Below are 22,466 nucleotides of genomic sequence, written 5' to 3' on the forward strand. Positions count from 1 at the left end.
TGGCGCTACGGTGGCACCATGCGTGCGACCGTGCGGGACGTCGCGGCCCTCGCCGGGGTCTCGCCGAAGACCGTCTCCAACGTCATCAACGGCGGTGTCGTCGTCCGCCCGGAGACCCGGGAGCGGGTGGAGCAGGCCCTCGCGCAGCTCGACTACGTGCCGAACCTCTCCGCCAGGGGCCTGCGCAACGGACGCTCGGGCGCGATCGCGTTGACGCTGCCCGAGATGAGCAGCGCGTACTCCGCCGAGCTCGCTCGGTGGTTCGTCGAACTCGCACGCGACCGCGACTGGGTCGTGCAGCTCGACCAGACCGCGAACGACCCCGAGCGTGAGCGCGAACTCGTGTCCCGCGCCAGGGCGCACCTCGTCGACGGCCTGATCCTGAACCCCGTGACGCTGAGCGCCAGTGTCCTCGCGTCGACCGCCGGGCTCCCGCCGACCGTCGTCATCGGCGAGGTCGAGCCGGAACACGTCGACCAGGTGCACGTGGACAGCGTCGCGGCCGCGACCGAGGTCACGCAGTATCTGCTCGACCGCGGGCACCGGCGGATCGCCGCGGTCGGCGCCCCAGAGCCCAGCGCCGACCATACCAGGATCACCGCGACGAGCGAACTGCGCGTGAGCGGGTACGAAGCGGCCCTGACGGCCGCCGGGGTCACGCCGGACCCGTCGCTGCGGGTCCCGCTGTCGTCGTGGTCGACCTCCGACGCTGCCACCGCGTTCGCCGTGTGGCTCGACGAGAACCCGCTGCCCGACGCGGTCTTCGCGTTCACGGACTCGATCGCGTTCGGCGTGCTGCACGTCCTGGCCGCGCGGGGCATCCGCGTGCCGGACCAGGTCAGCGTGATCGGGTTCGACGACATCGACGGCGCCGCCTACGCGATCCCGGCACTCACGACGGTGTCCTTCGACCGCAGGGCCTTCGCCGACGCCGCGCTCGACCTGCTCACCGCACGCATCGCCGACCGCGACGCCCCACCAGCCACGGTGGTGATCCCGCACCGCATCGTCGAGCGCCAGAGCGTACGCTCCGCGCCATGACCTCCGCCGACGCGTCGATGCCGACCCTCGCCGCAACCGTCCTGCAGTCCCCCGAGCCGCTCGTGCTCGCCCGGTTCTACGGGGCGCTGACGGGCTGGACCGTGTCCGAGGACGACCCCACCTGGGCACGCATCCGCCCCGAGGACGGCCCCGGGCTGTCCGTGCAGTTCGAACCCGAGTGGGTCCCGCCGACCTGGCCGGGCACGAAGGACGCTCCCGGGATGCAGCTGCACCTCGACTTCCAGGTGGAGGACCTGCCCGCGGCGGTCGAACGTGCCGAGACACTCGGTGCGACCCGGGCGGAGTACCAGCCGCAGGACGACGTCCGGGTGATGCTCGACCCGGACGGTCACCCGTTCTGCCTGTTCCTTCCAGGCGCCTGACGCACGCCCCACCCGACGCGCAGCGGGGTCAGTCCACGACGGCGTCGAGCACCACGTCGCGGGTGCTCGGGTCACCGAGGATCCGGAAGTGCCCACCGACGGGCACCTGGACGTTGCGGGCTCCCGTCAGTTCGCTGCCACCCGGGATGAGCGTGTCGAACACCCCGTAGACCGACGTGATCCGGGAGTTCGTCTCGAGCTGCTGGGCCAGGCCGGCGAGGACCGGGTCCGTCGCCCGGAACACCCGGAGGTGCGGCACCGGCGCGAGGTCTGCCAGCACCGACCCCGCGAACGGCGTCGACACCGCGACCATGCGGTCGATGCGTCCGTCGCCGTCGAGCTCGGTCATCGCGTACTTGCCGATCAGGCCACCCTTGCTGTGGGCGACGATCACGACGTCCCTGAGGTCGTGCTCGACGAGGTACGCCATCACGTCCGCTGCCGAGACCGGAACCGGCCGCACGTTGTGCCGCAGCACCGCGACGACGTGCACGGGGTGTCCCCGGTCGTGCAGGGCGTCCATGAGCGGGCGCATGAAGTGCCACGTCTCGTACACACCGGGGATCACGACGACGGCGCTCTGGTCGCCGTCGCGGTAGTCGTCCGCCGTGGTCGGCCCGAGGCTGCTGATCTGCCACCTGGCCGCGTAGATCCAGTCGAGGACGGCCCACCCCGCGCGCTGCGCCAGCCCAGGGCCGGGAGGCACGGGTCGGTCCGTCAGCGGCGGCTCGCCTCCGCGGGCACTCACCTCGTCCGTCACCCGACCGACAGTACGCACCGCTCGATTCGCAGGCGCACGGCAGCGCGATCATCGGACACTGATAGCCGACGGGCGTGGAATGCCGACATGGACGAGCAGCACGAGAACGCACCGGCCGAACGGGCCGCAGACTGGAGCGCGGCACCGGCGCCGACCTCGACGGTCGACCCCCAGCAGCCGTACCGAGCGGAACCGAACGGCTGGTACGGGCAGGGACCGGGTCCCGTCGGCCCGACCGCCTGGTGCGGCGCCGCTGCACCGGGTGGGCAGCGCTCCGACAGGCCGCGCCCGCCGTGGTTCTGGCCGGTGCTCGCGATCGTGATCGGTGTGGCGGCACTCCTGGTCGGCGGCGGTGCTGGTTTCGCGATCGGCCACGCGATCGGCGAACACCAGTCGCGGTCGTCGACCACGCAGGTCCCCGGGCAGGGCTCGAACGGGTTCCCCGGCGGGACCGATGGCGGGACGAACCAGTTCCCCGGGCAGGGCAGCTGAGGACTACGCTCCGACCATGCGGAAGGTCACGGCAGGGCTGTTCACGTCGGTCGACGGCGTCGTGCAGGACCCGTACGAGTTCCAGTACGACAGCTTCGACGACGAGCTCGGCGCCGGGATGGGGTCGTTCATGGCCCGCACCGACACGGTCCTGCTCGGTCGCAACAGCTACGCGGAGTGGTCAGAGTGGTGGCCGGCCCACCCGGAGGACCCCTTCGGGCAGTGGATCAACCCGATCGAGAAGTACGTCGCGTCGACCACGCTCGGCGACGACCTGACGTGGCAGAACTCGACGCGCATCCAGGGCGACGTGCACGAGTTCGTGCGGGACCTCAAGCAGCGTGACGGCGACCACATCGCGGTGTGCGGCAGCGTCACGCTCGTCCGGAGCCTGTTGTTCGCGGGGCTCCTCGACGAGCTGCAGCTCATGGTGCACCCGGCGATCGCCGGACGCGGGCGGAAGCTCTTCGAGCCGACCGACCCGGCCACGCGCCTGCGTCTGGTCGACAGCACCGTGACGAGCAAGGGCAACGTGGTGAGCACCTACGCGCCGCTGGCGGTCTGACGGCGGCGATCCGAGCCTCCCGACCGTGAACCGGGAGAGGTCAGAACCGGCGTACCGTTGACGGTGCCGTTGACCGCATCACCCCCGGAGCACACATGCCGCAGGACACCCGCCCGCACGTCGTCATCGTCGGCGGTGGATTCGCCGGCGTCGCCGCCATGCGCGAGCTCGCGGACGCACCGGTCCGGGTGACGCTCGTCGACCGACACGTCTACAACATGTTCCAGCCGCTCATGTACCAGGTTGCGACGGGCGGCCTCAACGCCGGGGACGTGACGTACTTCCTGCGGAGCCTCCGCGCGAAGCAGGACAACGCCGAGTTCCGGCACGGGCTCCTCACCGGCATCGACCCGGTCGGCAAGGTCGCCGAGATGTCCGACGGCGAGCACCTGCACTACGACCAGCTCATCCTCGCCAACGGCGTGAACACGAGCTACTTCGGGACCCCGGGTGCGTACGAGTACGCGTACTCGATGTACTCACGCTCGCAGGCGCTGCGCATCCGCGACGAGCTCTTCACCCGGCTCGAGGAAGCCGCGGCGAACCAGGGCCCCGACGAGATCAAGATCGTCATCGTCGGTGGCGGCGCGACCGGCGTCGAGATGGCCGGTGCCCTCGCCGAGCTCCGCGACCAGGCGCTCGAGGGCGCCTACCCGGAGATCCTGCCTGGCAACATCACGATCACCCTCGTGCACCGGAGCGGTGAGTTGCTGAAGCCGTTCGCGCCGCGGCTCCGTCGGTACGCGGCGAAGGTGCTGCGGAAGCGAGGGGTCATCCTCCGCCTGAACACCGGCGTTGCCGAGGTCCTGCCCGACGGGGTGAAGACCGCCGAGGGCGAGTTCATCCCCGCGTCGCAGGTCATCTGGGCCACCGGGGTCGCCGCCCACAAGGAAGTGTCCAACTGGAACATGCCGCAGACGCACGGCGGCCGGATCAAGGTGGACGACGACCTCAGCGTGCAGGGCGTCGACGGGATCTGGGCGGCGGGTGACATCGCCGCGCAGGACCACGCCCTCGCGCAGCTCGCCCAGCCGGCGCTGCAGGGCGGGAAGCACATCGCGCGGCAGATCGTCCGCTCGCTCGAGGGCAAGCCGACCGAGCACTTCAAGTACTTCGACAAGGGCACCATGGCGACGATCGGCACGAACGCCGCCGTCGCCCAGCTCCGCGGCGGGATCACGATGGTCGGGCCGGTGGCCTGGGCCGCGTGGGTCGTCGTGCACATCGCGTCGTTGCTCGGGAACGGGAACCGTCTCTCGACGCTGTCGCACTTCTTCGTCCGGTACCTGTGGTTCATGCGGAAGCGGGCGATCCCCATCGTCGGCGACGTCCGCCCGGTGCGCCCGAACGGCGACCGCGAGCCCGAGCCCTGGCAGATGCAGAAGGCCGAGTAGCGCGGGCGCGGGGCGGGCGGGGTCGGGCGCGGTCCGGCGTCCGGCGGGTTCCGACTCGGAACGACGAAGTCGCTGTCGTACGACAGCGACTTCGTCGTTCCTACCGGCGTGCGGATGCCCGCGCGTGCAAGGAGCGACAGGATCGCTGTCGCACGACGACGAGGTCGTCGTTCCGGGTCGGCCGCCGGCCGCGCTACGAGACCCGCACGTCGAAGTACGCGCCCGCGGCGATGTCCTCGGCGAGGGTCGGGCCCGTCGGGGTCCAGCCGAAGCGCTCCTGCGTCTCGGTCGACGTCGCGGACATCTCGAGTCCGAAGAACCGCCCGATGAACCCGAAGTGCGACTCCGCGTCCGCCGGGTCGATCGAGGTCACCGGCAGCCCGAGTCCCTCGCCGATGGCCTCGGCGATCGAGCGCGTGGAGACGACGGGCTCCGCGACGGCGTGCAGTCGGGTGCCGGCCGGAGCGCTCTCGAGCCCGAGGCGCACGAGTCGGGCCGCGTCGGAGCGGTGCACGGCCGACCAGTTGTTCGTCCCGTCGCCGATGTAGCCCGAGACGCCCTGCTGCTCGGCGGCGGCGACGATCGCCGCGATGAACCCGTGGTCGCCGATGCCGTGCACGGTGGGCGCGAAGCGCGCTGCGACGGTACGGACCCCCTGGTCGACGAAGTCGAAGCCGCGGTTCTCGCTCCCACCGCGCATCGAGTCCGGGCCGACGAACGGGTTCGGGTCTGCCTCGGTTGCCGGACGGTCGGAGGCGAGCCCCGCGATGCCGGACGCCACGATGAACGGCCGGTCGCTGCCGGCGAGCGCCGTACCGATGGTCTCGACGACGGCGCGCTCGGCCGCGTTCGTCGCGACCGGGTTCGCCCAGTCGTGCTTGTTGGCGAGGTGGACGACGCCCTCGGACTCGGAGGCGCCGCGGCGGATGGCGTCGAGGTCGTCGAGGTCGCCGCGGAGTGCGGTGGCGCCCGCCGCCTCGACGCGGGCGACGGAGGCGTCGGACCGGGCGAGGCCGACGACCTGGTGGCCGGCGGCGACGAGCTCGTCGACGGTGGCGGAGCCGATCCAACCGGAGGCTCCGGTGACGAATACGCGCATGGTGTGTCCTTCCAGAACAGTGATGTCATTGACTGACATCAGAAACCGTACACCTCGATGTCATGCGCTGTCATCAGTAGACTCGCACCCATGGCTCGATGGCAACCCGGAACGCGTGAACGGCTGCAGGCGACGGCACTGCGGCTGTTCCAGGAGCAGGGGTACGACCGGACGACGGTCGCGGAGATCGCTGCGGCCGCCGACGTCACCGAGCGCACGTTCTTCCGGCACTTCGCGGACAAGCGCGAGGTGATCTTCGCCGGGCAGGACGACTTCCTCGCGATGTTCATCGACCCGATCGCCGACGCCCCTGCCGATGCGCCGCCGTTCGCCCTGATCGCCCGGTCCCTCGACTCGGCCGGGCACTTCTTCCCCGAGGAGCGCCGTCCGTTCTCGCGGATCCGGCAGACGATCATCGACTCCGAACCCTCGCTGGGCGAACGCGAGCTCGCCAAGCTGGCGACGCTCAAGGTCCGGCTCGGCGAGGTCCTGCGCGACCGCGGGATCGGCGAACCGGTGGCGACGCTCGCTGCGGAGACCGGGGTGACGGTCTTCCACCTCTCGTTCCAGCAGTGGATCGCCGGCGAGGAGGTCCGTCCGTTCGCCGACATCGCCCGGGAACGACTCGACGCCCTGACGAGCATGGTGACCGCCACCGCACTCTGAGGTCGTTCTTGGCAGGGCGGGGCATCCTGACACGGGTCAGCGAACCCGATCCTGTCGAGGAGGCGATGTGTCGACCACCACGCTCGAGCGGACGCCCGTGGCCGCGCCCGCCCGGACCCGAGCGGACGCCCACGGCCCACTCGCCCACCGCGCCACCGCACTCGACGGCCTCCGCACGGTCGCGATCCTGGCCGTGATGCTCTACCACCTGCACGTCCCCGGCTTCGAGGGCGGCTTCATCGGCGTCACCGTCTTCTTCGTGCTCTCCGGCTTCCTCATCACGACGCTGCTCATCGGCGAGCACCGGCGCACCGGGCGCGTCCGGCTCGGCACGTTCTGGCTGAAGCGGATGCTGCGGCTCTACCCGGCCCTCCTGGCGCTCGTCGCCGCGGGACTCGCACTCTGGTCGTGGGTCGGCGACTACAAGGGCGCGTCGTTCTCCGCCGGTGAGGCCGCCGTGATTGCCCTGACGTACACGGGCAACCTCTTCCGGGCGTTCTGGAACACGACGCAGGGCGTCTTCGCGCACACCTGGAGCCTGTCGATGGAGGAGCAGTTCTACCTGGTGTGGCCGGTGGTGCTGGTCGCGCTGTTCGCACTCCGGGCACGCCGTCGCCTGCTGCTGACCGGGCTCGGCGTCGTGATCGCCGGTGGCGCGACGGCATCGTGGCTGAGCTACCGGACGCCGAGCGGCGGTTCGACGCCGGACGTGTACTTCTCCCCCGTGCTCGGACTCGTGCCGCTGGCGACCGGGTGTCTCTTGGCGATCCTGCTCGACGACGAGCGGGTCCGTGCGTGGGCCGGCGGTCTCGCCGGGCACATCGGCACCTGGATCGGGATCGCCCTGCTCGTCGGCGTGCAGTACTGGATCGATGACGACTGGACGCAGCACGCGTGGACGTTCGGCCTGCTCCTGCCGGCGACGGGCGTCGTGTCCGCCGTGCTGATCGGCGGCCTCGTGTCGGTCAGGAGCCCCCTGTCGATCGCGCTGTCGTGGACCCCGGTGGCCTGGTTCGGTCGGCGCGTCTCGTACTCCGCGTACCTCTGGCACCCGCTCGTGATCGCCCTGCTCGGGACCGTCGCGGCGAGCGCCTTCGGGGCCTTCGACTGGGTGTGGCTGATGGCCGGGGCGATCCTGGTCGCCGTCGGTGCGGCCTACGCCGTCGAGGTGCCGGTCGAGCGGCTCCGCCGCCGCTTCCGGGAGGCTCGGCGCCTGTTGGCAGCGGAGCGTGCCGCTTTGCAGACGGGCGGCTGAGCCCCCGGACACGCACCGCTCCGTAGGCTCGGCCCGTGACCGCCCCGCGAACCGGAGTCCTGGTGGCCGGCGGTGGGCCCGTCGGACTGTTCCTCGGCGCACTCCTGGCGCACGCGGGTGTCGACGTGCAGGTGTGGGAGGCGCGGTCCTCGGCACCGTCGGGCTCACGGGCGATCGGCATCCACCCGCCGTCGCTCGACGCGCTCGACACGATCGGCGCCGCACGGCCGGTGCTCGACGAGGCCTGCCTGGTCCGGACCGGCGTCGCCAGGAGTCGCGGGCGGACCCTCGGCACCCTGTCGTTCGCACTCGCCTCGGCCACGCACCCGTACGTCGCCACCCTCGACCAGCACCGCACCGAGGCGATCCTCCGCGCGAGGCTCGCCGCCGTGGCTCCCGACGCGCTCCGCACCGGCACCCGGCTGACGGCACTGACACGGCACGCAGACCACGTCGACGTGATCGGCACCGGGGAGGACGGGCCGATCGGGCTCCGTGCCGCGTTCGTCGTCGGGGCGGACGGCGCCAGGAGCACGGTCCGCAGGCTCCTCGGGATCGGGACGACCGGTCGCGAGTACCCCGAGCAGTACGTCATGGGCGACTTCGCCGATCCGGAACCGGACACGGCGAGGAGCTCCGCCCTGGTCGACGTCGGACCGGACGGCGTCGTCGAGTCCTTCCCGCTGCCCGGGGCGCGTCGCCGGTACGTCGTGCTCACCGGGCGCGGCGCGACCACCACCGAGGAGGTCAGCACCCACGAGGCGAGCGCCGCGACGCTCGTCCGCGCCGTCCGGGAGCGGACGGACGCCGACGTGGACCCCGACACCTGTTCGATGCTCGCCGGCTTCCGGGTGCGGCGCACCGAGGCGGAGCGGATCGGCGTGGGACGTGCGCTCCTGATCGGGGACGCCGCGCACGAGATCAGCCCCATCGGCGGCCAGGGCATGAACCTCGGGTGGCTCGACGCCGCCGCACTCGCTCCCCTGCTGACGGAGGCGGTCCGCACCGGCGCGGCCGGACCCTGGCCGGAGTACGCCGCCCGCCGCCAGGCGGTCGCTCGGCGTGCCGCCCGCCAGGCCGAGGCGAACATGGCGCTCGGACGACCGGCGACGGGGCCGACGGCGCTGGCACGTGAGGTTATGCTGCGGACGGCCCTCGGCCTCCCGTCAGCGCACCTGCTCGCCCGCGTCTACGCGATGCGGTGGTCCTGACCGCGTCAGGCGACCAGTCGCGCGCCCGCGAACCCGAGCTCCACGACGAGCACCAGTGACGAGACGATCACCAGCCGGAAGAGCGTCCGGGTCGGTGGCCCGGTGAGGACGAGCCGGATCCCGACCACGGCGAGGACGGCCACGACCACCGTGCCGACGAGCGCGAGCACGACCCCGACACCGCGCACGGGATCGTCCCCGCCGAGTTGCCCGACGAGCACCAGCCCGGCGGCCACGACCAGTGACGCGAAGGCGAGCACCCCGGCGGCGTGCAGCCCGAGCCGGTGCGGGAAGCCCCTGACCCCCGTCGCCGCGTCGTCCACCAGGTCGGGCAACACGTTCGTGCAGTGGATCGCGATGCCGAACACCGCCCCCGTGGCGATCGCCCAGGGCGCCGGGAGCCGTGCAGCGGGGCCGGCCGCGACCGCGACGACGGGGAGCAGCCCGAACGCGACGACGAACGGCGCGACCGACCAGACCGACCGCTTCAGGCCGGCGTCGTAGGCCCACCCGGCTCCGACGAGCACGAGGTGCGCGACCGCTGCGACGGGACCGAGGAACAGCGAGAGCACCACGGCGACCCCGGCGGTGACGAACGCCGCGGTCCGGACGGTCGACACGGCCACCAGACCCTGCGCGACGGGTTTGTCCGACCGCCCGACACTGCGGTCCCGGTCGGCGTCGATCCAGTCGTTGGCCAGGCCGATCGACAACTGCCCGGCGACCACGGCCGCGGCGACGAGGACGACGAGCCACGCCGGGTGGCCAACGGAACTCGCGATGACCGCCGCGAGCACCGTGACGGTCAGCGTCGGGCCGGGGTGCGACGAGGCCAGGAGCAACCGCGCCGTGGAGGTCATGCGGTCAGCCTAGGTGGGCGGGAGTGCGACGACCCGTTCCCCGTCCCACGGTTCCGTCCACCCGAGCCGGTCGAAGAGCGCGTCGAGCAGCATCGCGGTGAACCCCCACACCACTTGGGTCCCCGAATCGGTGTCGACGCTGAAGGCGGGCCCACGCCACTCGCGTCCGTCCCGGCGGATCACCGTGACACCGCGGTGTGCCGGGTCGAGCAGGTCCGCGACCGGGACCCGGAACACCGCTGCCGACTCCGCGACGTCGACGACCCGGACCGGAGACGGGTCCCGCCACCACCCGATGACCGGGGTGACCAGGTGCCGCGAGAAGTCCAGCGGCTGTGCGGGCAGGGTACCGAGGACCTCGACGCCGGACGGGTCGAGCCCCGTCTCCTCCCGCGCTTCCCGGAGGGCAGCGGCCACGGCGTCACGGTCACCGGGATCGACGCGCCCACCGGGGAACGCCACCTGCCCTGGATGCGCACGGAGCGTGGTGGCCCTGGCGAGCAGCAGCACGTCGAGGTCGCGAGACACGGCGGCGTCCCGCGCGGTGCTGGTGCTCGGCACGCGATCGAGCACGCCGAAGAGGATGAGCACCGCTGCACGTCGGAACGAGGAGCTGCCGTCCGCGGGCGCCGCGGCGACGTCCTGCCGGGCGACCCCTGCGAGTTCGGTCCGCGCGCTCACCCCTGCAGCCTATGCGTGCTGCGGTGTCCGGACCGGCCGTCGCCACCGCACGACCCCGGACGCGAGGGCGATGCCGAGCAGGATGACGACGCCACCGACGGGCTCGTTCCACCGGATCCGCTCCCCCAGCACGAGGACGCCGAGCACCACCCCGACCACGGGCGTCAGGTACGTGACCGTGGACGCCCTGGCGGCGCCCCACGCCTGCACGAGCCCGGTGTTCCACATGTAGGCCAGCCCCGTGCCGACGCACCCCAGTGCGACCATCGCGGCCACGATCCTCCAGTCCAGCTGCACCGGCGAGAGCGCCGTGAACGGCGCGACCAGCAGCATCAGCCCCGCACCCAGCGTGAGCTGCACGGTCGTGAGGGTGATCGCGTCGTGGCCGCTGCCGGCGACGAACCGGCGCATGTAGGACAGCCCGAAGCCGTAGCAGGCGGTCATCCCGAGCAGGGCGAGCTGCGCGGGCACCGTCGCGAGCACCGCCGGGTCGCCGATGAGGTCCCACGGCCCGACCAGGACGAGCACGCCGACGATCCCGAGCAGCACCCCGACGAGCTGCTTGCCACGGAGTCGCTCGGACGGCAGCAGCAACGGCACCGCGAGCAGCACCATGATCGGCGTCGTCGCGTTGTAGATGCTCGCGAGCCCGCTCGGCACCGTCTGCTCCGCCCACGCCACCAGGGACGACGGGATCGCGTTGAGGAACACCGCGACGACGAGCAGGTGCCCCCAGAGCCGCGGCGACCGCGGCCAGCGACGACGGGTGGCGAGGAGGATCACGACGAGCGTCACGGCACCGAGGAGCACCCGTCCGAGCGCGACCTGCTGCGGGGAGAGTCCCTCGAGCCCGATCTTCATGAAGAGGAAGCTCGATCCCCAGGTGAGTGCGACGAGCACGAACAGGATGCCGTTCATGCCGCTAGTGTCGAGCCAGCCGCCGACATGAAGCAAACGCATCGGGTTCATGCAGGCATGAAGGAAGCACATGAACATCACCCTCGCCCAGCTCCGCGCGCTCGTCGCCACGGTCGACCGCGGATCGTTCACCCTCGCCGCAGCGACGCTCGGGATCGGCCAGTCCGCCGTCTCGCACGCCGTCGCCGGTCTGGAGCGCGAGGTCGGCGGTCAGGTCCTCCGTCGCGGCGGCGCGGCCGCCCCCACACCGCTCGGGGAACGACTGATCGGTCACGCCCGCAGCGTGCTCGCCTCCGTCGACGCACTGGAGGCCGTGGTCCGGCCCGGTACGGCGCGCGGCACCGTGCGACTCGCGGCCGTCCCCACCGTCTGCCAGGGCCTGCTGCCGCGGCTCCGCGACCTGTGGGCGGTGACCCTGCCGGACGTCGACGTCCAGGTCTACGAGGGCGACGACGACGAGATGCCGGAGTGGCTCGAGGCGGGCACCGTCGACGCCGCCGTCCTTGTCGACCCGGTGTCCGTGCCCGACGGCGCGGTCGTCGTCGCGCGCGACGAGATGGCCGCCGTGATCCGACGCGACCACCCCCTCGCCGACGCAGTGGCCCTGACGCTCGACGACCTGCACGAGGACGGCCTGGTCGCCGGCGGCGGCGGGTGCGAGCACCAGATCCAGCGGATGCACGAGATCGCCGGGCAGCCGTTCCGCTACGCCCACCGGGTGCGGGAGATGAGCACGATGTTCGGCATGATCCAGCGCGGCGAGGGCGTGTCCGTCGTCCCGACGCTCGGGAGGGTGATGCTGCCGGACGACCTCGTGATGGTGCCGACGACGCCGAGGCTCGAGCGGACGCTGGTGCTGAGCGGCCCGTCGTCCCGGCCGTGGCACCCGCTGGCGAGGGCCCTCGTCGACGCGGTCTGAGCGACGCGGGCTGAGCGATGCGGTCTGAGCCGTCCTCCGGCCGACGCTGGAAGGATGGATCGATGGCCGAGACGCACGTGAAGACCTTCACCGATCCGAACGAGGCAGCAGCAGAAGCCGCGGGGCTTGAGTGGCTCGCCGCGGCAGAGGAGTCCGGCGGGACCCGCATCGCCCGGGTCCTCGACCGGCCGAGCCCGACGGTGCTCGACCTGGAGCTGATCTCCGACGGCTCCCCGACGAAGGCGCAGGCGGAACGCTTCGGCCGCTCGCTCGCGCACACGCACGCGTCCGGTGCACCGCACTGGGGAGCGCCGTCGACGGGGTTCCCGTCCGGTGGACCGCTGCGGATGGGTCGGTCCGGCACCCCGTTCGTCGCCGCCGCCGATGCCCCGGCCACGTGGGGCGAGTTCTTCGCGGAGTACCGCATCCGCGACTTCGTCCGGCGGATCGTCGACCGGGGCGGGTTCGACGCGGGCGAGGCTGCGCTGCTCGAGCGGGTCGCGCAACGCGTCCAGGACGGGGAGTTTTCATCACCCCAGCCGGCGCTCGTCGGCGAGCGGCCCGCGCGGCTGCACGGCGACCTCTGGGCGGGGAACGTGCTCTGGCCGACGGACGACTCCGAGCCGACGGGGGCCGTGCTCATCGACGCGAACCCGCACGGCGGGCACGCGGAGACGGACCTCGCGCTCCTCGGGCTGTTCGGGCTGCCGCGGCTCGAGACGGTGCTGGCGGGGTACGACGCCGAGTCGCAGCTGTCCCCTGGGTGGCAGGAGCGCGTCGAGCTCCACCAGCTCGCCCCGCTGCTCCTGCACGTGTTCCTGTTCGGCGGGTCGTACAAGTCCGCCACGCTCCGGGCCGCGTCCCGGTACGCCTGACGGGTGCCCGCTGGCCGGATGTCTGCCTGCCGGACCGCGGCCGGTCGAATGCGCAGAAATGGCCGCCCGGCGGCCAACGTACCCACCACGTCCGCGCACTCGATCCCAGGCCCCGGCCACCCGAGGGGCGGGACGGGCGCGCTCACTGCACCCGAGCCTCCCGGCTGTCCCCGGCGCCCCTCGGACCGAACCCGCAGCGCCGCCCGCATGCACACCGGTCGAGTGCGCAGAAGCAGCGGCCCGGCGTCCCTCGCGCCGACCACTTCCGCGCACTCGATCCCGGCACCGCGCAACCATCCCCGAGAACCGGGGGCCGCCGCCAGTCGAGTGCGCAGAAATGGCGACCGCGCGCCCAACGCGACCGCACCTTCCGCGCACTCGTTGCCCCGGCCGCCCGACGTGCGGGACGGCGCAGCACACTTACCCGGCGCACAGGTCACGCATGGGGGTGTTCGGGGAACGCCCCGGATGCTCATGGACATGACCACGTACCCGATCCCCGTGACCGATCGACGCGACCGTGCGCACTCGGGTGCGCAGACACGTCGGAGAGCCGTCGCCCGACTCTTCCTCGGCGAGCGCGAGGACGCCCGCTGGCTCCGGCCGGCCTTCTGGGCGCTCCTCGTCGTGACCGCCGTCGTGTACCTCTGGAACCTCAGCGAATCCGGGTACGCGAACTCGTTCTACGCCGCAGCCGTGCAGGCCGGCACGAAGTCGTGGGAGGCGTTCTTCTTCGGCTCCCTCGACTCGTCGAACTTCATCACCGTGGACAAGCCGCCGGCGTCGCTCTGGGTGATGGTCCTGTCCGCGAGGCTGTTCGGCTTCTCGTCCTTCAGCCTCCTGCTCCCCCAGGCCCTGATGGCCGTCGGGTCCGTGGCGCTGGTGTGGGGAACGGTCCGCCGGACCCTGGCGCGTCTGGGGTCGACGACCGCGAACGTCGGCGCGCTGCTCGCCGGGTTCGTCGTCGCGGCCACACCGGCCGCGGCGCTGATGTTCCGCTTCGACAACCCGGACGCACTCCTCGTGCTGCTCATGACCGCCGGCGCGTACTGCACCGTCCGAGCGCTCCCGACGGGCAGCTGGAGGTGGATCGCGCTCGCCGGTGTCGCCCTCGGCTTCGCGTTCCTGACGAAGATGCTGCAGGGGCTCCTCGTCCTGCCGGCGTTCGGGCTCGTGTACCTGATCGCCGCACGGACCACGTGGCCGAAGCGCATCGTCGGTCTCCTCATCGCGGCCGGGTCCCTGGTCGTCGCCGCCGGCTGGTGGGTCGTCGCGGTGTGGCTGTGGCCCGCCGACTCCCGCCCCTACATCGGCGGCTCCACGAACAACACCGTCCTGGACCTGGTCTTCGGCTACAACGGGCTCGGCCGCATCTTCGGCGGCTCGGGCAACGGCGGTGGTGGCGGCGGGATGACCGGCGGTACCGCAGGCTCGTCGTTCGGTGGGTCGACCGGCCTGGACCGGTTGTTCTCGTCGGAGATGGGCCTCGAGATCTCCTGGCTGCTCCCCGCCGCGCTCATCGCCCTCGTGCTCGGCCTGGTCGTGGTCGGACGCCGAACGATCGGCGACCCCGTCCGTGCCGGTCTCGTGCTCTGGGGCGGATGGCTCATCGTCACCGGGCTCGTGTTCTCGTACATGTCCGGCACGATCCACCCGTACTACACGGTCGCGCTCACCCCGGCGATCGCGGGCCTCGTCGGCACCGGCGGCGCGCTGCTCTGGAACGCCAGGAACCGGATGACCGGACGCCTGGGCCTCGCGGGCATGATCGGCATCACGGCGTTCTGGGGCTGGTGCCTGCTGAACGAGAACCCGACGTGGCTGCCGTGGCTCCGCTGGGTGGTGCTCGCGGGCGGGCTGCTGTCGGCCGTCGCGATCGTCGTCGGCAGCGTCCCGTCGCTCCGCAAGCTGGTCGCCGTCGGCGTCCTCGCCGGGACGCTCTTCGGGCTCACCGGCACCACCGCCTACGCGCTGGCCACCACCACGGTGGCGCACTCCGGCTCGATCCCGAGCGTCGGTCCGTCGGGATCGTCCGGTGGCGGGATGGGCGGCGGGGGCATGCCGGGAGGCACGGGTGGTCCAGGTGGGACGCCCCCCGGCGGCACGTCCGGCGAGATGCCGGAACCGCCGAGCGGTTCCTCCGGCGAGATGCCGGGCGGGGGCGCCGGGACCGCGCCGGGCGGGACCCAGGAGGGTTCCGGAGACGGGACGGGCGATGCGGGATCGGGGACGAGCCTCCCGTCCGGTGACGCGGCCGGTGGCGGAGGCGAGGGCGCATCGACGTCGTCGGCACTGCAGAAGCTGCTCGAAGCGACGGACACGAAGTGGGCCGCCGCCGTGAACGGGTCGCAGTCCGCCGCGCAGCTCGAGCTCGACACCGACACCGCCGTGATGGCGATCGGCGGCTGGTCCAGCGACCCGACACCGACGCTCGCCGAGTTCAAGGCCTCCGTCGCCGACGGGAAGATCGCGTACTACATCGCGTCCGGGAACGGCGGCGGCATGGGCGGCGGATCGTCCACGGCCAGCGCCATCCAGGAGTGGGTCGCGGCGAACTACGAGTCCACCACCGTCGGCGGACAGACCGTCTACGACCTGACGAGCGGGAAGTAGGCTCGGCCCGATGGCCGACCGACTGCTGCAGCGCACCGACGGGAGCCCCGTCCGTGCCCTCGTCGTGGACGACGAGCACGCGCTCGCCGATGCCGTCCGCCTCGCGTTCGAGGCGGACGGCTGGTCCGTGCACGCCGTGCACCGCGGCCGCGACGTGCTCTTCGCCGCGCGGGACTTCCAGCCGGACGTGATCGTGCTCGACGTGATGCTGCCGGACATCGACGGGTTCCAGGTGCTCGACCGGCTGCGGGACGCCCGTGACGACGTCCGGGTGCTGTTCCTCACCGCCAGGGACTCGTCCGAGGACCGGCTCGCCGGGCTCACCCGGGGCGGCGACGACTACCTCACGAAGCCGTTCGGGGTGGCGGAGCTCATCGTCCGAGCGCGGATCCTGGCACGGACCTCGGCGCGGGTGGCATCCGCTCCGTCCGGCATCGTCGTGGGCGACATGGTGCTCGACGAGGACGCCAGGACCGTGACCCGGTCCGGCTCCCCGATCGAGTTGACCCCGACCGAGTTCGAACTGCTGCGGTACCTCGCGCGGAACGCGAACCGGGTGCTGTCGCGGGAGCACATCCTGACGAACGTGTGGGGCATGGACTTCGGGTCGTCGTCGAACCTCGTGGACATGTACGTGTCGTACCTGCGGAAGAAGCTCGACGTCGGGCGCTCGCCGCTCGTGCAGACCGTGCGCGGCGCCGGGTACGTGTTGCGGCCGTGAGCGCTCGTGCTCGCGCTCGGCGGGTGCCGTCGCTGCGGTGGCGGCTCGTGGGCGCCGTGGCGTTGCTGCTCGTGGCGACGAACCTCGTCGTCGGGGTCGTGACCGTCGTCGCCTACCGCGGGTACCTCGTGGGACGGCTCGACGCGGAGCTCTCCACGGCGGCGAACCGGACGCTCGGACCAGGTGGGTCCCCGTCGCCGCCTCCCGGTGCGGACTCCGGTGACCGCCCGGACCCGGGGAACGCGTTCATCGGCGCTCCCGGACAGGCCGCAGGGACGGTCGTGGCGATCTACCGCGACGGCGCCTCCGTGCTCGCCGGGTACACCGACAGCAGCGGCCAGCAGCACGGACTGACGTCGGCGCAGGAGTCCACGCTGTCGTCCGTCGACGCCGACGGCGCCCAGGTGACCGTGTCGCTCGGGTCACTCGGCACCTACCGCGCGCAGGCGATCGGGTCGTCCGGCGACGTCTACGTCACCGCGCTGCCACTCGACGACCTGCGTGCGTCCGTGGTCCGGCTCGTCATCGTGATCGGCAGCGTCACACTCGTCGGGCTCCTCGTCGCCGTGTGGGCCGGCGCGATGCTCGTCCGCCGCTCCCTCCGTCCGCTCGAACGCGTGGCCGAGGTCGCATCGAGCGTCACCGGGCTCGACCTGGAGCGGGGCGACACCGACATCCCCGTGCGGGTCGCCGACGCGGACCTCGCGCAGAACCGCGAGGTCGGCGCCGTTGGGTCGGCGCTCAACCGTCTCCTCGGGCACGTGGCCCGCGCGCTCACGGTGCGACGCGATGCCGAAGCCGGCATGCGCACCTTCATCGCCGACGCGTCGCACGAGCTCCGCACCCCGATCGCGACCGTGCGCGCGTACGCCGAACTGTCCTCCTCGTCGTCGGACGTGGACGCACTCCACCAGAACGTCGACCGGATCGGACGCGAAGCCGTCCGCATGGGGTCGCTGGTCGACGAACTCCTGCTGCTCGCCCGGCTCGACGCGGCGTCCTCCGGGACGGTCGTCCGTGCCGCCGACCCCGTCGACCTCACGTCGCTGGTCGTCGAGGCGACGATGGACGCCCGCGCAACCGCGCCGTCACACCGGTGGACGCTGCAGGTCGACGACGAGCCGATCGTCGTGTCCGGGGACGAGGCCCAGCTGCGCCGGGTGGTGACGAACCTGCTGGCGAACGCGCGGACGCACACACCAGCGGGGACCGCCGTCGTGGTGTCGTTGCAGCGTGTGGCCGGGACGGAGCCCGGCGAGGTGCGGTTCGTCGTGGCGAACGACGGGCCGCCGATCCCGGCCGAGGTGCTGCCGACGCTGTTCGACCGGTTCACCCGTGGTGAGGCATCTCGCTCGCGGGAGCACGGGACGAGCGGCCTCGGGTTGGCGATCGTGCGCGGGGTCGTCGACGCGCACGGCGGCACGGTGCGGGTGGTCTCTGAGCCGGGGCGGACGGCGTTCACGGTCTCGCTGCGTGAAACACATTTGACTTAACACTGATACTTCACCAGTCTTGTTCTGCCCAATCCACTAGGGGGCAGAGGAGAAACATGAACACCAAGAAGAAGCTGGTCATCGGGATCAGCCTGGCCGCAGGACTCGTCGTCGCTCCAGCTGCGATCGCGTCCGCCGCGCCGACCGAGGTACTCGGTGCGGGTAGTCAAGCGGGCGGGGTCGAGATCACGGGCACCCAGCACGGGTCGTTGAGCACCATCGGCGGCATTCAGACGCGTGTCGCCGACGGGAGCTACTGGGAGTGGGGAGTCGGTCGGGACGACACCTACTCCAACTACTTCCGGGAGTCCAGCTGCCACGGTTCGACCGCGGTCGGGAAGAAGACGAAGCGCGTCACCGGGGTGCGGGGCGGGGTCTACTCGAAGGCACTCACGCCGAAGGCGAGCAGCGGCAACAAGGCCTTTTACCACAACTGCTGATCGTCAGTCGCGAGGGTGCACCGGGTGCGCCCTCGCGACGTCATCGGGAAGGTGCACGTGTCGTTTCGATCCACACGAGTCGCGTACGCGGTCCCGCCACTGCTCGCGTTCCTGCTCGGCTTCCTCGGGCTCGTCCAGGCGAGCGAGAGCGGTCTCCTCGGCGTCTCCTCGGTGGTCACCGCGGTCGCCCAGTCCGGCTCCGCATCGAACGCGCGAGTCGCCGAGTCGCTGGAGGCCGTGGCGGGCGACCACGGCGTCACGATCGCTCGAGTCGTCGCGGATCCTCGCGAGCCGAACACCAGACGTGTCGCGCTCGTCACTGGCGCACCGTCGACTTCGGGAGCCGCGTGGCTCGATCGCGGGTATCGCGACTTCGCTCGCACGATGACGACTCGTGTCGAGCCGATGGCCGATCTGGTCCACTACGACACCGCCGGCTCGTACCAGGTGTTGGGCGACGATGCGTCCCGAGCGGTCATGCACGCGCTCGAGAAGGCCGGATTCGCCGTGACTGCCGAGTCGATCCCGATCGCCGCGCGATTCGGCATCTCGAGCGGCCTCGACGGCAGCTGGGGACTCATCGCCGCGCTGATGATGGGATGTGGCGCACTCTGCATGGTCGGTACGGTCGGGAGCCCGCGACGCTCCGCCGTCCATCGGTTGATCGGCCGGAGCACCGCCTCCGTGGTCCTGACAGAGCTCAAGGAGCTCCGGGTCGCGGTGGCCGTGCTCGCGGCGGTCACGCCGTTCGTGGCGCTCGCCCTCTGGTTGTACAACGGCTTCGCATCGATCGTCGTGTTCGCCGTTGCGGTCGCGGCGTTCTGCACCGCCCTCACGATCCCCGTGATCGTCCTGCACGCTATCGGAACGGTCCTGTCGTGCCGCACACCCATCCCCGCCGCGATGCGTGGGACGCGGCCATCGGGCGCGCTCGTCCTCGCCGTACAACTCGCGCGCGCACCCGCGATCGCGCTCCTGATCGCTGCGACGTTCACGATGGTCGGGAGCATCGCGGTCGCGAACAGCGGCGATGCAGCTCGTGACCTCCGCGCGGCTGGGCGCACCGTGCAGCTCTGGGTGACGCCGGATCCGAGACCGGACAGCCAGTCGCAGGAGTACTGGGACCGGATCGGTGCGTTCACGGGTCGATCGCTCGATGAGGGCGATGCGTTGCTCACCGCCGCCACGGAGATCGGCACCGGACGCGGTCGGGGCACATCCCCGGCACTGATCGTCGACGGCACCTACCTGCAGCTCCACCGACTCCACGCAGCCGACGGCTCGCTCATCACCGCTGACCCGGGCCGGATCAGCGTGTGGCTCCCGCACGGATCAGCCATCGAGCGCGCACCCCTCGTCCGCAGCCTCGGAGAGTGGGAGCTCAGGAACGCTCCTCCCAGCGAGCGGTCGGCGATCGGCGGAGGCACGCTCGCGGAGTCCGAGGTCTACACACATCCCGGTGATGCTTCGACCGCGACGTGGCTGAGTGACGCGGTCGTCATCGTCGTCCCAGACCCCGCGACGGTGTTCTCGGACGACCAGCTCGGTTCATGGCTGTCGACCGGAGACGTCGTCTTCACATCGAACGCCGTCGCCGAGCGTGCCATCCGATCGTCCGACGTCGGTCACGAGTTCAGCGCTGTGGTGGCGGTTGGTCAGGACGCAGCGGAACGTGCACAGCATGCGGCGACCGCGGTCAGGATCGACACCGCGGCACTGATCGGAGCGTGGGCGGTGACCGTGATGCTGAGCGCGTTCGGGATGATCGCGCATCGCAGACGTCACGGGCGCGCGCTGTTCGCCCGCTTCACAGCGGGGAGCTCGTTCGTCCGGTCGAACGCATCGCTCGTGCTCGTCGAAACGATCCTGCTCGCCGCGGCAGCAGCCGTCGCCGTCGACGGCTGGTGGGACCGACGTCCGGACGGCAGCGGCCAGGTCTCCGCGCTCGACCCGGTCGCGAGGAGCGCTGGAGCCGCGGGCCTGCTCGCCGGTGGCATCGTCATCGCGATCGCCGCGATCGACGTCGCACTCATCGCATGGACGGGCCGTTGCGCAGTCAAGACCCGAGGAAGGGAAACGTGATGCTCCGACTCCGGGGAGCCAGCAAACGACACGGACGCAAGCAGCTCTGGGACGGGTTGTCGGTCGACGTCTCCGACGGGGAGATGCTCGCCGTGACCGGTCCGAGCGGCTCCGGGAAGTCGACCCTGCTGGACTGCATGGGATTGATCGACCGCCTCGACGCCGGGACCATCCACATCGACGGTGTCGAGGCAGGACGATCGTCGCGACACGCTCGGCTCGTACGGCGCGACGTGTTGGCTTTCCTGTTCCAGGACTTCGGACTCGTGCCGGACATGACCGTCGCAGAGAACGTCCTGATCGCTCGGTCCGGTCGGAAGCGACGCGAGCGCCAGACGTCCACCGAGGCCGCGCTGGCCCGGGTCGGTCTCGAGGGTCGGGCGGGCCATCGAGCGTTCGAGCTGAGCGGTGGCGAACAGCAGCGAGTCGCGCTGGCACGTCTCATCGTGAAACGACCGCGACTGATCTTGGCGGACGAGCCGACGAGCGCACTGGACGCCACCAATGCGCGCGTCGTCCTTGACGTCCTCGGAGCGTTCGCCGAGAACGGAGCTGCTGTCGTCATCGCCACGCACTCCGCTGAGGTCCGGGCAGTTGCAGACAGCCGACTCGAGCTGGGTGCGGCCCCCTCGGACTGACACGGGTTCTTACCGTCGGCACAGGGCCGTGCTCCGGTTCCCGTAGGGGCACTGCCGAGCATCAGCGGTATGACGGAGACGAACCCCACCCTCGACATCGACATCGTCGTCCCCTGCTACAACGAGCAGGACACGCTCGCGGCCCACGTCCGGCGCCTGCACACGTTCTGCCGGACGTCGCTGGCCCACACGTGGCGGATCACGATCGCGGACAACGCCTCGACCGACGACACCGCCCGCATCGCCGACGACCTCGCCGCGATGCTCGACGGGGTCCACGCGGTGCATCTGCCCGAGAAGGGCCGCGGTCGGGCACTCAAGGCCGTGTGGGGCGCGTCCGACGCCCGGGTGCTCGTGTACGTCGACGAGGACCTCTCCACCGACCTCGCAGCGCTCGAGCCGCTCGTGGCACCGCTGCTCTCCGGCCACTCGGACCTGGCGATCGGCACCCGGCTGGCCGGTTCGTCGCGGGTGGTACGGGGCGGCAAACGCGAGTTCATCTCGCGCTCCTACAACCTGCTGCTCCGGACCACGATGGGCGTCTCGTTCTCCGACGCCCAGTGCGGGTTCAAGGCGATCACCCGGCAGGCGGCGGAGCACGTCCTGCCCCTCTGCGAGGACGACGCGTGGTTCTTCGACACGGAGTTGCTCGTGATCGCCGAACACGCGGGCCTGCGCGTGCACGAGGTCCCGGTCGACTGGGTGGACGACGTGAACTCGTCCGTGGACATCGCGTCGACCGCGACCGAGGACCTCAAGGGCATGTGGCGGGTGTCGCGCGGCCTGGCGACCGGGCGGATCCCCGTCGCTCCGGTCTACGAGGCGATCGGTCGCCAGCCGTTCACGACGCCGCATGTGGGCATCGTGGGCCAGGTGCTCCGGTTCGGTGCGATCGGTGTCGTGTCGACGATCGCCTTCGCGGTGCTGTACGCGCTGTTCCGCCCGGCGATCGGCGCACAGACCGCCGACTTCCTCGCGCTCCTCGTCACCGCGATCGGGAACACCGCGCTGAACCGACGGTTCACGTTCGGCGTGCGCGGTCGGTCCGGCGCCGGACGCCACCAGGTGCAGGGGCTCGTCGTGTTCGGCATCGCGTGGGCGATCACGTCGGGGTCCCTCGTCGTGCTGCACGCGACGGCGCCCGGGTCGTCGCACGGCGCGGAGATCGCGGTCCTGACGGGGGCGAACCTGCTCGCGACCCTGGTCCGCTTCGTGCTGTTCAAGGCGTGGGTGTTCCGCACGCGTCGTCGTCCGGAGATCATCCGCGCCGGCACCACCCCCGCCGCCGAGGCCACGACCGAGGCGCTGCCCGTGACGGACGCCACGACGCGCACCGCCCCGACGACGCGCTGAGCACAAC

The 22,466-nt window shown here is 71.6% G+C and carries 22 protein-coding genes; 17 read left to right on the top strand and 5 right to left on the bottom strand.

The window, feature by feature from the left end:
- The first annotated feature begins 18 nt into the window (after positions 1-18).
- Entirely contained in the window at positions 19-1,041 is a 1,023-nt protein-coding gene (locus ACIPJ2_RS16775) for a LacI family DNA-binding transcriptional regulator (protein WP_402729774.1), read from the top strand.
- Complete coding sequence (locus ACIPJ2_RS16780; RefSeq protein WP_402729775.1) at positions 1,038-1,424, top strand: VOC family protein; 387 nt, start codon at positions 1,038-1,040, stop codon at positions 1,422-1,424. The genes ACIPJ2_RS16775 and ACIPJ2_RS16780 overlap by 4 nt, the downstream gene beginning before the upstream one ends.
- Positions 1,425-1,452: 28 nt before the next feature.
- On the opposite strand, the gene ACIPJ2_RS16785 is transcribed toward ACIPJ2_RS16780, so the two are convergent.
- Positions 1,453-2,184 carry an esterase/lipase family protein gene (locus ACIPJ2_RS16785; RefSeq protein WP_402729776.1) on the bottom strand — a complete coding sequence of 244 codons (732 nt, stop codon included), beginning with the start codon at positions 2,182-2,184 and terminating at the stop codon, positions 1,453-1,455.
- 87 nt (positions 2,185-2,271) lie between these two features.
- On the opposite strand from ACIPJ2_RS16785, the gene ACIPJ2_RS16790 reads away from it, so the two are divergent.
- From ACIPJ2_RS16790 to ACIPJ2_RS16800, 3 genes are all read left to right on the top strand, one after another.
- The gene (locus ACIPJ2_RS16790; RefSeq protein ID WP_402729777.1) at positions 2,272-2,676 is read left to right on the top strand and encodes a hypothetical protein; all 405 of its coding nucleotides are present in this window, start codon (positions 2,272-2,274) and stop codon (positions 2,674-2,676) included.
- A gap of 16 nt (positions 2,677-2,692) precedes the next feature.
- Positions 2,693-3,241, top strand: coding sequence for a dihydrofolate reductase family protein (locus tag ACIPJ2_RS16795; RefSeq protein ID WP_402729778.1), 549 nt, complete (start codon positions 2,693-2,695; stop codon positions 3,239-3,241).
- Between the two features lie 95 nt (positions 3,242-3,336).
- The gene (locus ACIPJ2_RS16800) at positions 3,337-4,635 is read left to right on the top strand and encodes an NAD(P)/FAD-dependent oxidoreductase (RefSeq protein ID WP_402729779.1); all 1,299 of its coding nucleotides are present in this window, start codon (positions 3,337-3,339) and stop codon (positions 4,633-4,635) included.
- Between the two features lie 193 nt (positions 4,636-4,828).
- Here ACIPJ2_RS16800 and ACIPJ2_RS16805 read toward each other — a convergent pair whose 3' ends face one another.
- Positions 4,829-5,734 (bottom strand): SDR family oxidoreductase, encoded by a 906-nt coding sequence (locus ACIPJ2_RS16805; protein WP_281265579.1) that lies wholly within the window; start codon positions 5,732-5,734, stop codon positions 4,829-4,831.
- Between the two features lie 90 nt (positions 5,735-5,824).
- On the opposite strand from ACIPJ2_RS16805, the gene ACIPJ2_RS16810 reads away from it, so the two are divergent.
- The 3 genes from ACIPJ2_RS16810 to ACIPJ2_RS16820 all read left to right on the top strand — a co-directional run bounded on the left by ACIPJ2_RS16810 (position 5,825) and on the right by ACIPJ2_RS16820 (position 8,866).
- Positions 5,825-6,400, top strand: a complete 576-nt coding sequence (locus ACIPJ2_RS16810; RefSeq protein WP_402729780.1) for a TetR/AcrR family transcriptional regulator — start codon at positions 5,825-5,827, stop codon at positions 6,398-6,400.
- Positions 6,401-6,467: 67 nt separating this feature from the next.
- The gene (locus ACIPJ2_RS16815; protein ID WP_402729781.1) at positions 6,468-7,655 is read left to right on the top strand and encodes an acyltransferase family protein; all 1,188 of its coding nucleotides are present in this window, start codon (positions 6,468-6,470) and stop codon (positions 7,653-7,655) included.
- 35 nt (positions 7,656-7,690) lie between these two features.
- The gene (locus ACIPJ2_RS16820; protein ID WP_402729782.1) at positions 7,691-8,866 is read left to right on the top strand and encodes an FAD-dependent oxidoreductase; all 1,176 of its coding nucleotides are present in this window, start codon (positions 7,691-7,693) and stop codon (positions 8,864-8,866) included.
- 5 nt (positions 8,867-8,871) lie between these two features.
- On the opposite strand, the gene ACIPJ2_RS16825 is transcribed toward ACIPJ2_RS16820, so the two are convergent.
- The 3 genes from ACIPJ2_RS16825 to ACIPJ2_RS16835 are packed head-to-tail and all read right to left on the bottom strand — an operon-like array spanning position 8,872 to position 11,325.
- Positions 8,872-9,726, bottom strand: a complete 855-nt coding sequence (locus tag ACIPJ2_RS16825; protein WP_402729783.1) for a UbiA family prenyltransferase — start codon at positions 9,724-9,726, stop codon at positions 8,872-8,874.
- Positions 9,727-9,735: 9 nt separating this feature from the next.
- Positions 9,736-10,407, bottom strand: coding sequence for an NUDIX hydrolase (locus ACIPJ2_RS16830; protein WP_402729784.1), 672 nt, complete (start codon positions 10,405-10,407; stop codon positions 9,736-9,738).
- A gap of 9 nt (positions 10,408-10,416) precedes the next feature.
- The gene (locus tag ACIPJ2_RS16835) at positions 10,417-11,325 is read right to left on the bottom strand and encodes a DMT family transporter (RefSeq protein WP_402729785.1); all 909 of its coding nucleotides are present in this window, start codon (positions 11,323-11,325) and stop codon (positions 10,417-10,419) included.
- Positions 11,326-11,395: 70 nt separating this feature from the next.
- On the opposite strand from ACIPJ2_RS16835, the gene ACIPJ2_RS16840 reads away from it, so the two are divergent.
- The 9 genes from ACIPJ2_RS16840 to ACIPJ2_RS16880 all read left to right on the top strand — a co-directional run bounded on the left by ACIPJ2_RS16840 (position 11,396) and on the right by ACIPJ2_RS16880 (position 22,459).
- Positions 11,396-12,244 carry a LysR family transcriptional regulator gene (locus tag ACIPJ2_RS16840; RefSeq protein WP_402729786.1) on the top strand — a complete coding sequence of 283 codons (849 nt, stop codon included), beginning with the start codon at positions 11,396-11,398 and terminating at the stop codon, positions 12,242-12,244.
- A 62-nt stretch (positions 12,245-12,306) separates the two neighbouring features.
- Entirely contained in the window at positions 12,307-13,119 is an 813-nt protein-coding gene (locus ACIPJ2_RS16845; RefSeq protein ID WP_402729787.1) for a fructosamine kinase family protein, read from the top strand.
- A gap of 480 nt (positions 13,120-13,599) precedes the next feature.
- A complete protein-coding gene (locus ACIPJ2_RS16850; RefSeq protein WP_402729788.1) occupies positions 13,600-15,732 on the top strand; it encodes an ArnT family glycosyltransferase in 2,133 nt (710 codons plus the stop codon).
- Positions 15,733-15,742: 10 nt separating this feature from the next.
- Positions 15,743-16,453 (top strand): response regulator transcription factor, encoded by a 711-nt coding sequence (locus ACIPJ2_RS16855; RefSeq protein ID WP_402729789.1) that lies wholly within the window; start codon positions 15,743-15,745, stop codon positions 16,451-16,453.
- A complete protein-coding gene (locus ACIPJ2_RS16860; protein WP_402729790.1) occupies positions 16,450-17,946 on the top strand; it encodes a sensor histidine kinase in 1,497 nt (498 codons plus the stop codon). Before ACIPJ2_RS16855 ends, ACIPJ2_RS16860 begins: the two co-directional genes overlap by 4 nt.
- 56 nt (positions 17,947-18,002) lie before the next feature.
- Complete coding sequence (locus tag ACIPJ2_RS16865) at positions 18,003-18,386, top strand: lactococcin 972 family bacteriocin (RefSeq protein WP_402729791.1); 384 nt, start codon at positions 18,003-18,005, stop codon at positions 18,384-18,386.
- Positions 18,387-18,410: 24 nt separating this feature from the next.
- Positions 18,411-20,468 carry a hypothetical protein gene (locus ACIPJ2_RS16870; RefSeq protein ID WP_402729792.1) on the top strand — a complete coding sequence of 686 codons (2,058 nt, stop codon included), beginning with the start codon at positions 18,411-18,413 and terminating at the stop codon, positions 20,466-20,468.
- The gene (locus ACIPJ2_RS16875; RefSeq protein ID WP_402729793.1) at positions 20,468-21,106 is read left to right on the top strand and encodes an ABC transporter ATP-binding protein; all 639 of its coding nucleotides are present in this window, start codon (positions 20,468-20,470) and stop codon (positions 21,104-21,106) included. Before ACIPJ2_RS16870 ends, ACIPJ2_RS16875 begins: the two co-directional genes overlap by 1 nt.
- 69 nt (positions 21,107-21,175) lie before the next feature.
- Positions 21,176-22,459: a glycosyltransferase gene (locus tag ACIPJ2_RS16880; protein WP_402729794.1), complete on the top strand. Its 1,284-nt coding sequence runs from the start codon at positions 21,176-21,178 to the stop codon at positions 22,457-22,459.
- Positions 22,460-22,466 lie beyond the last annotated feature (7 nt).

The organism is Curtobacterium sp. NPDC090217, assembly GCF_044746705.1.
GTDB lineage: Bacteria > Actinomycetota > Actinomycetes > Actinomycetales > Microbacteriaceae > Curtobacterium.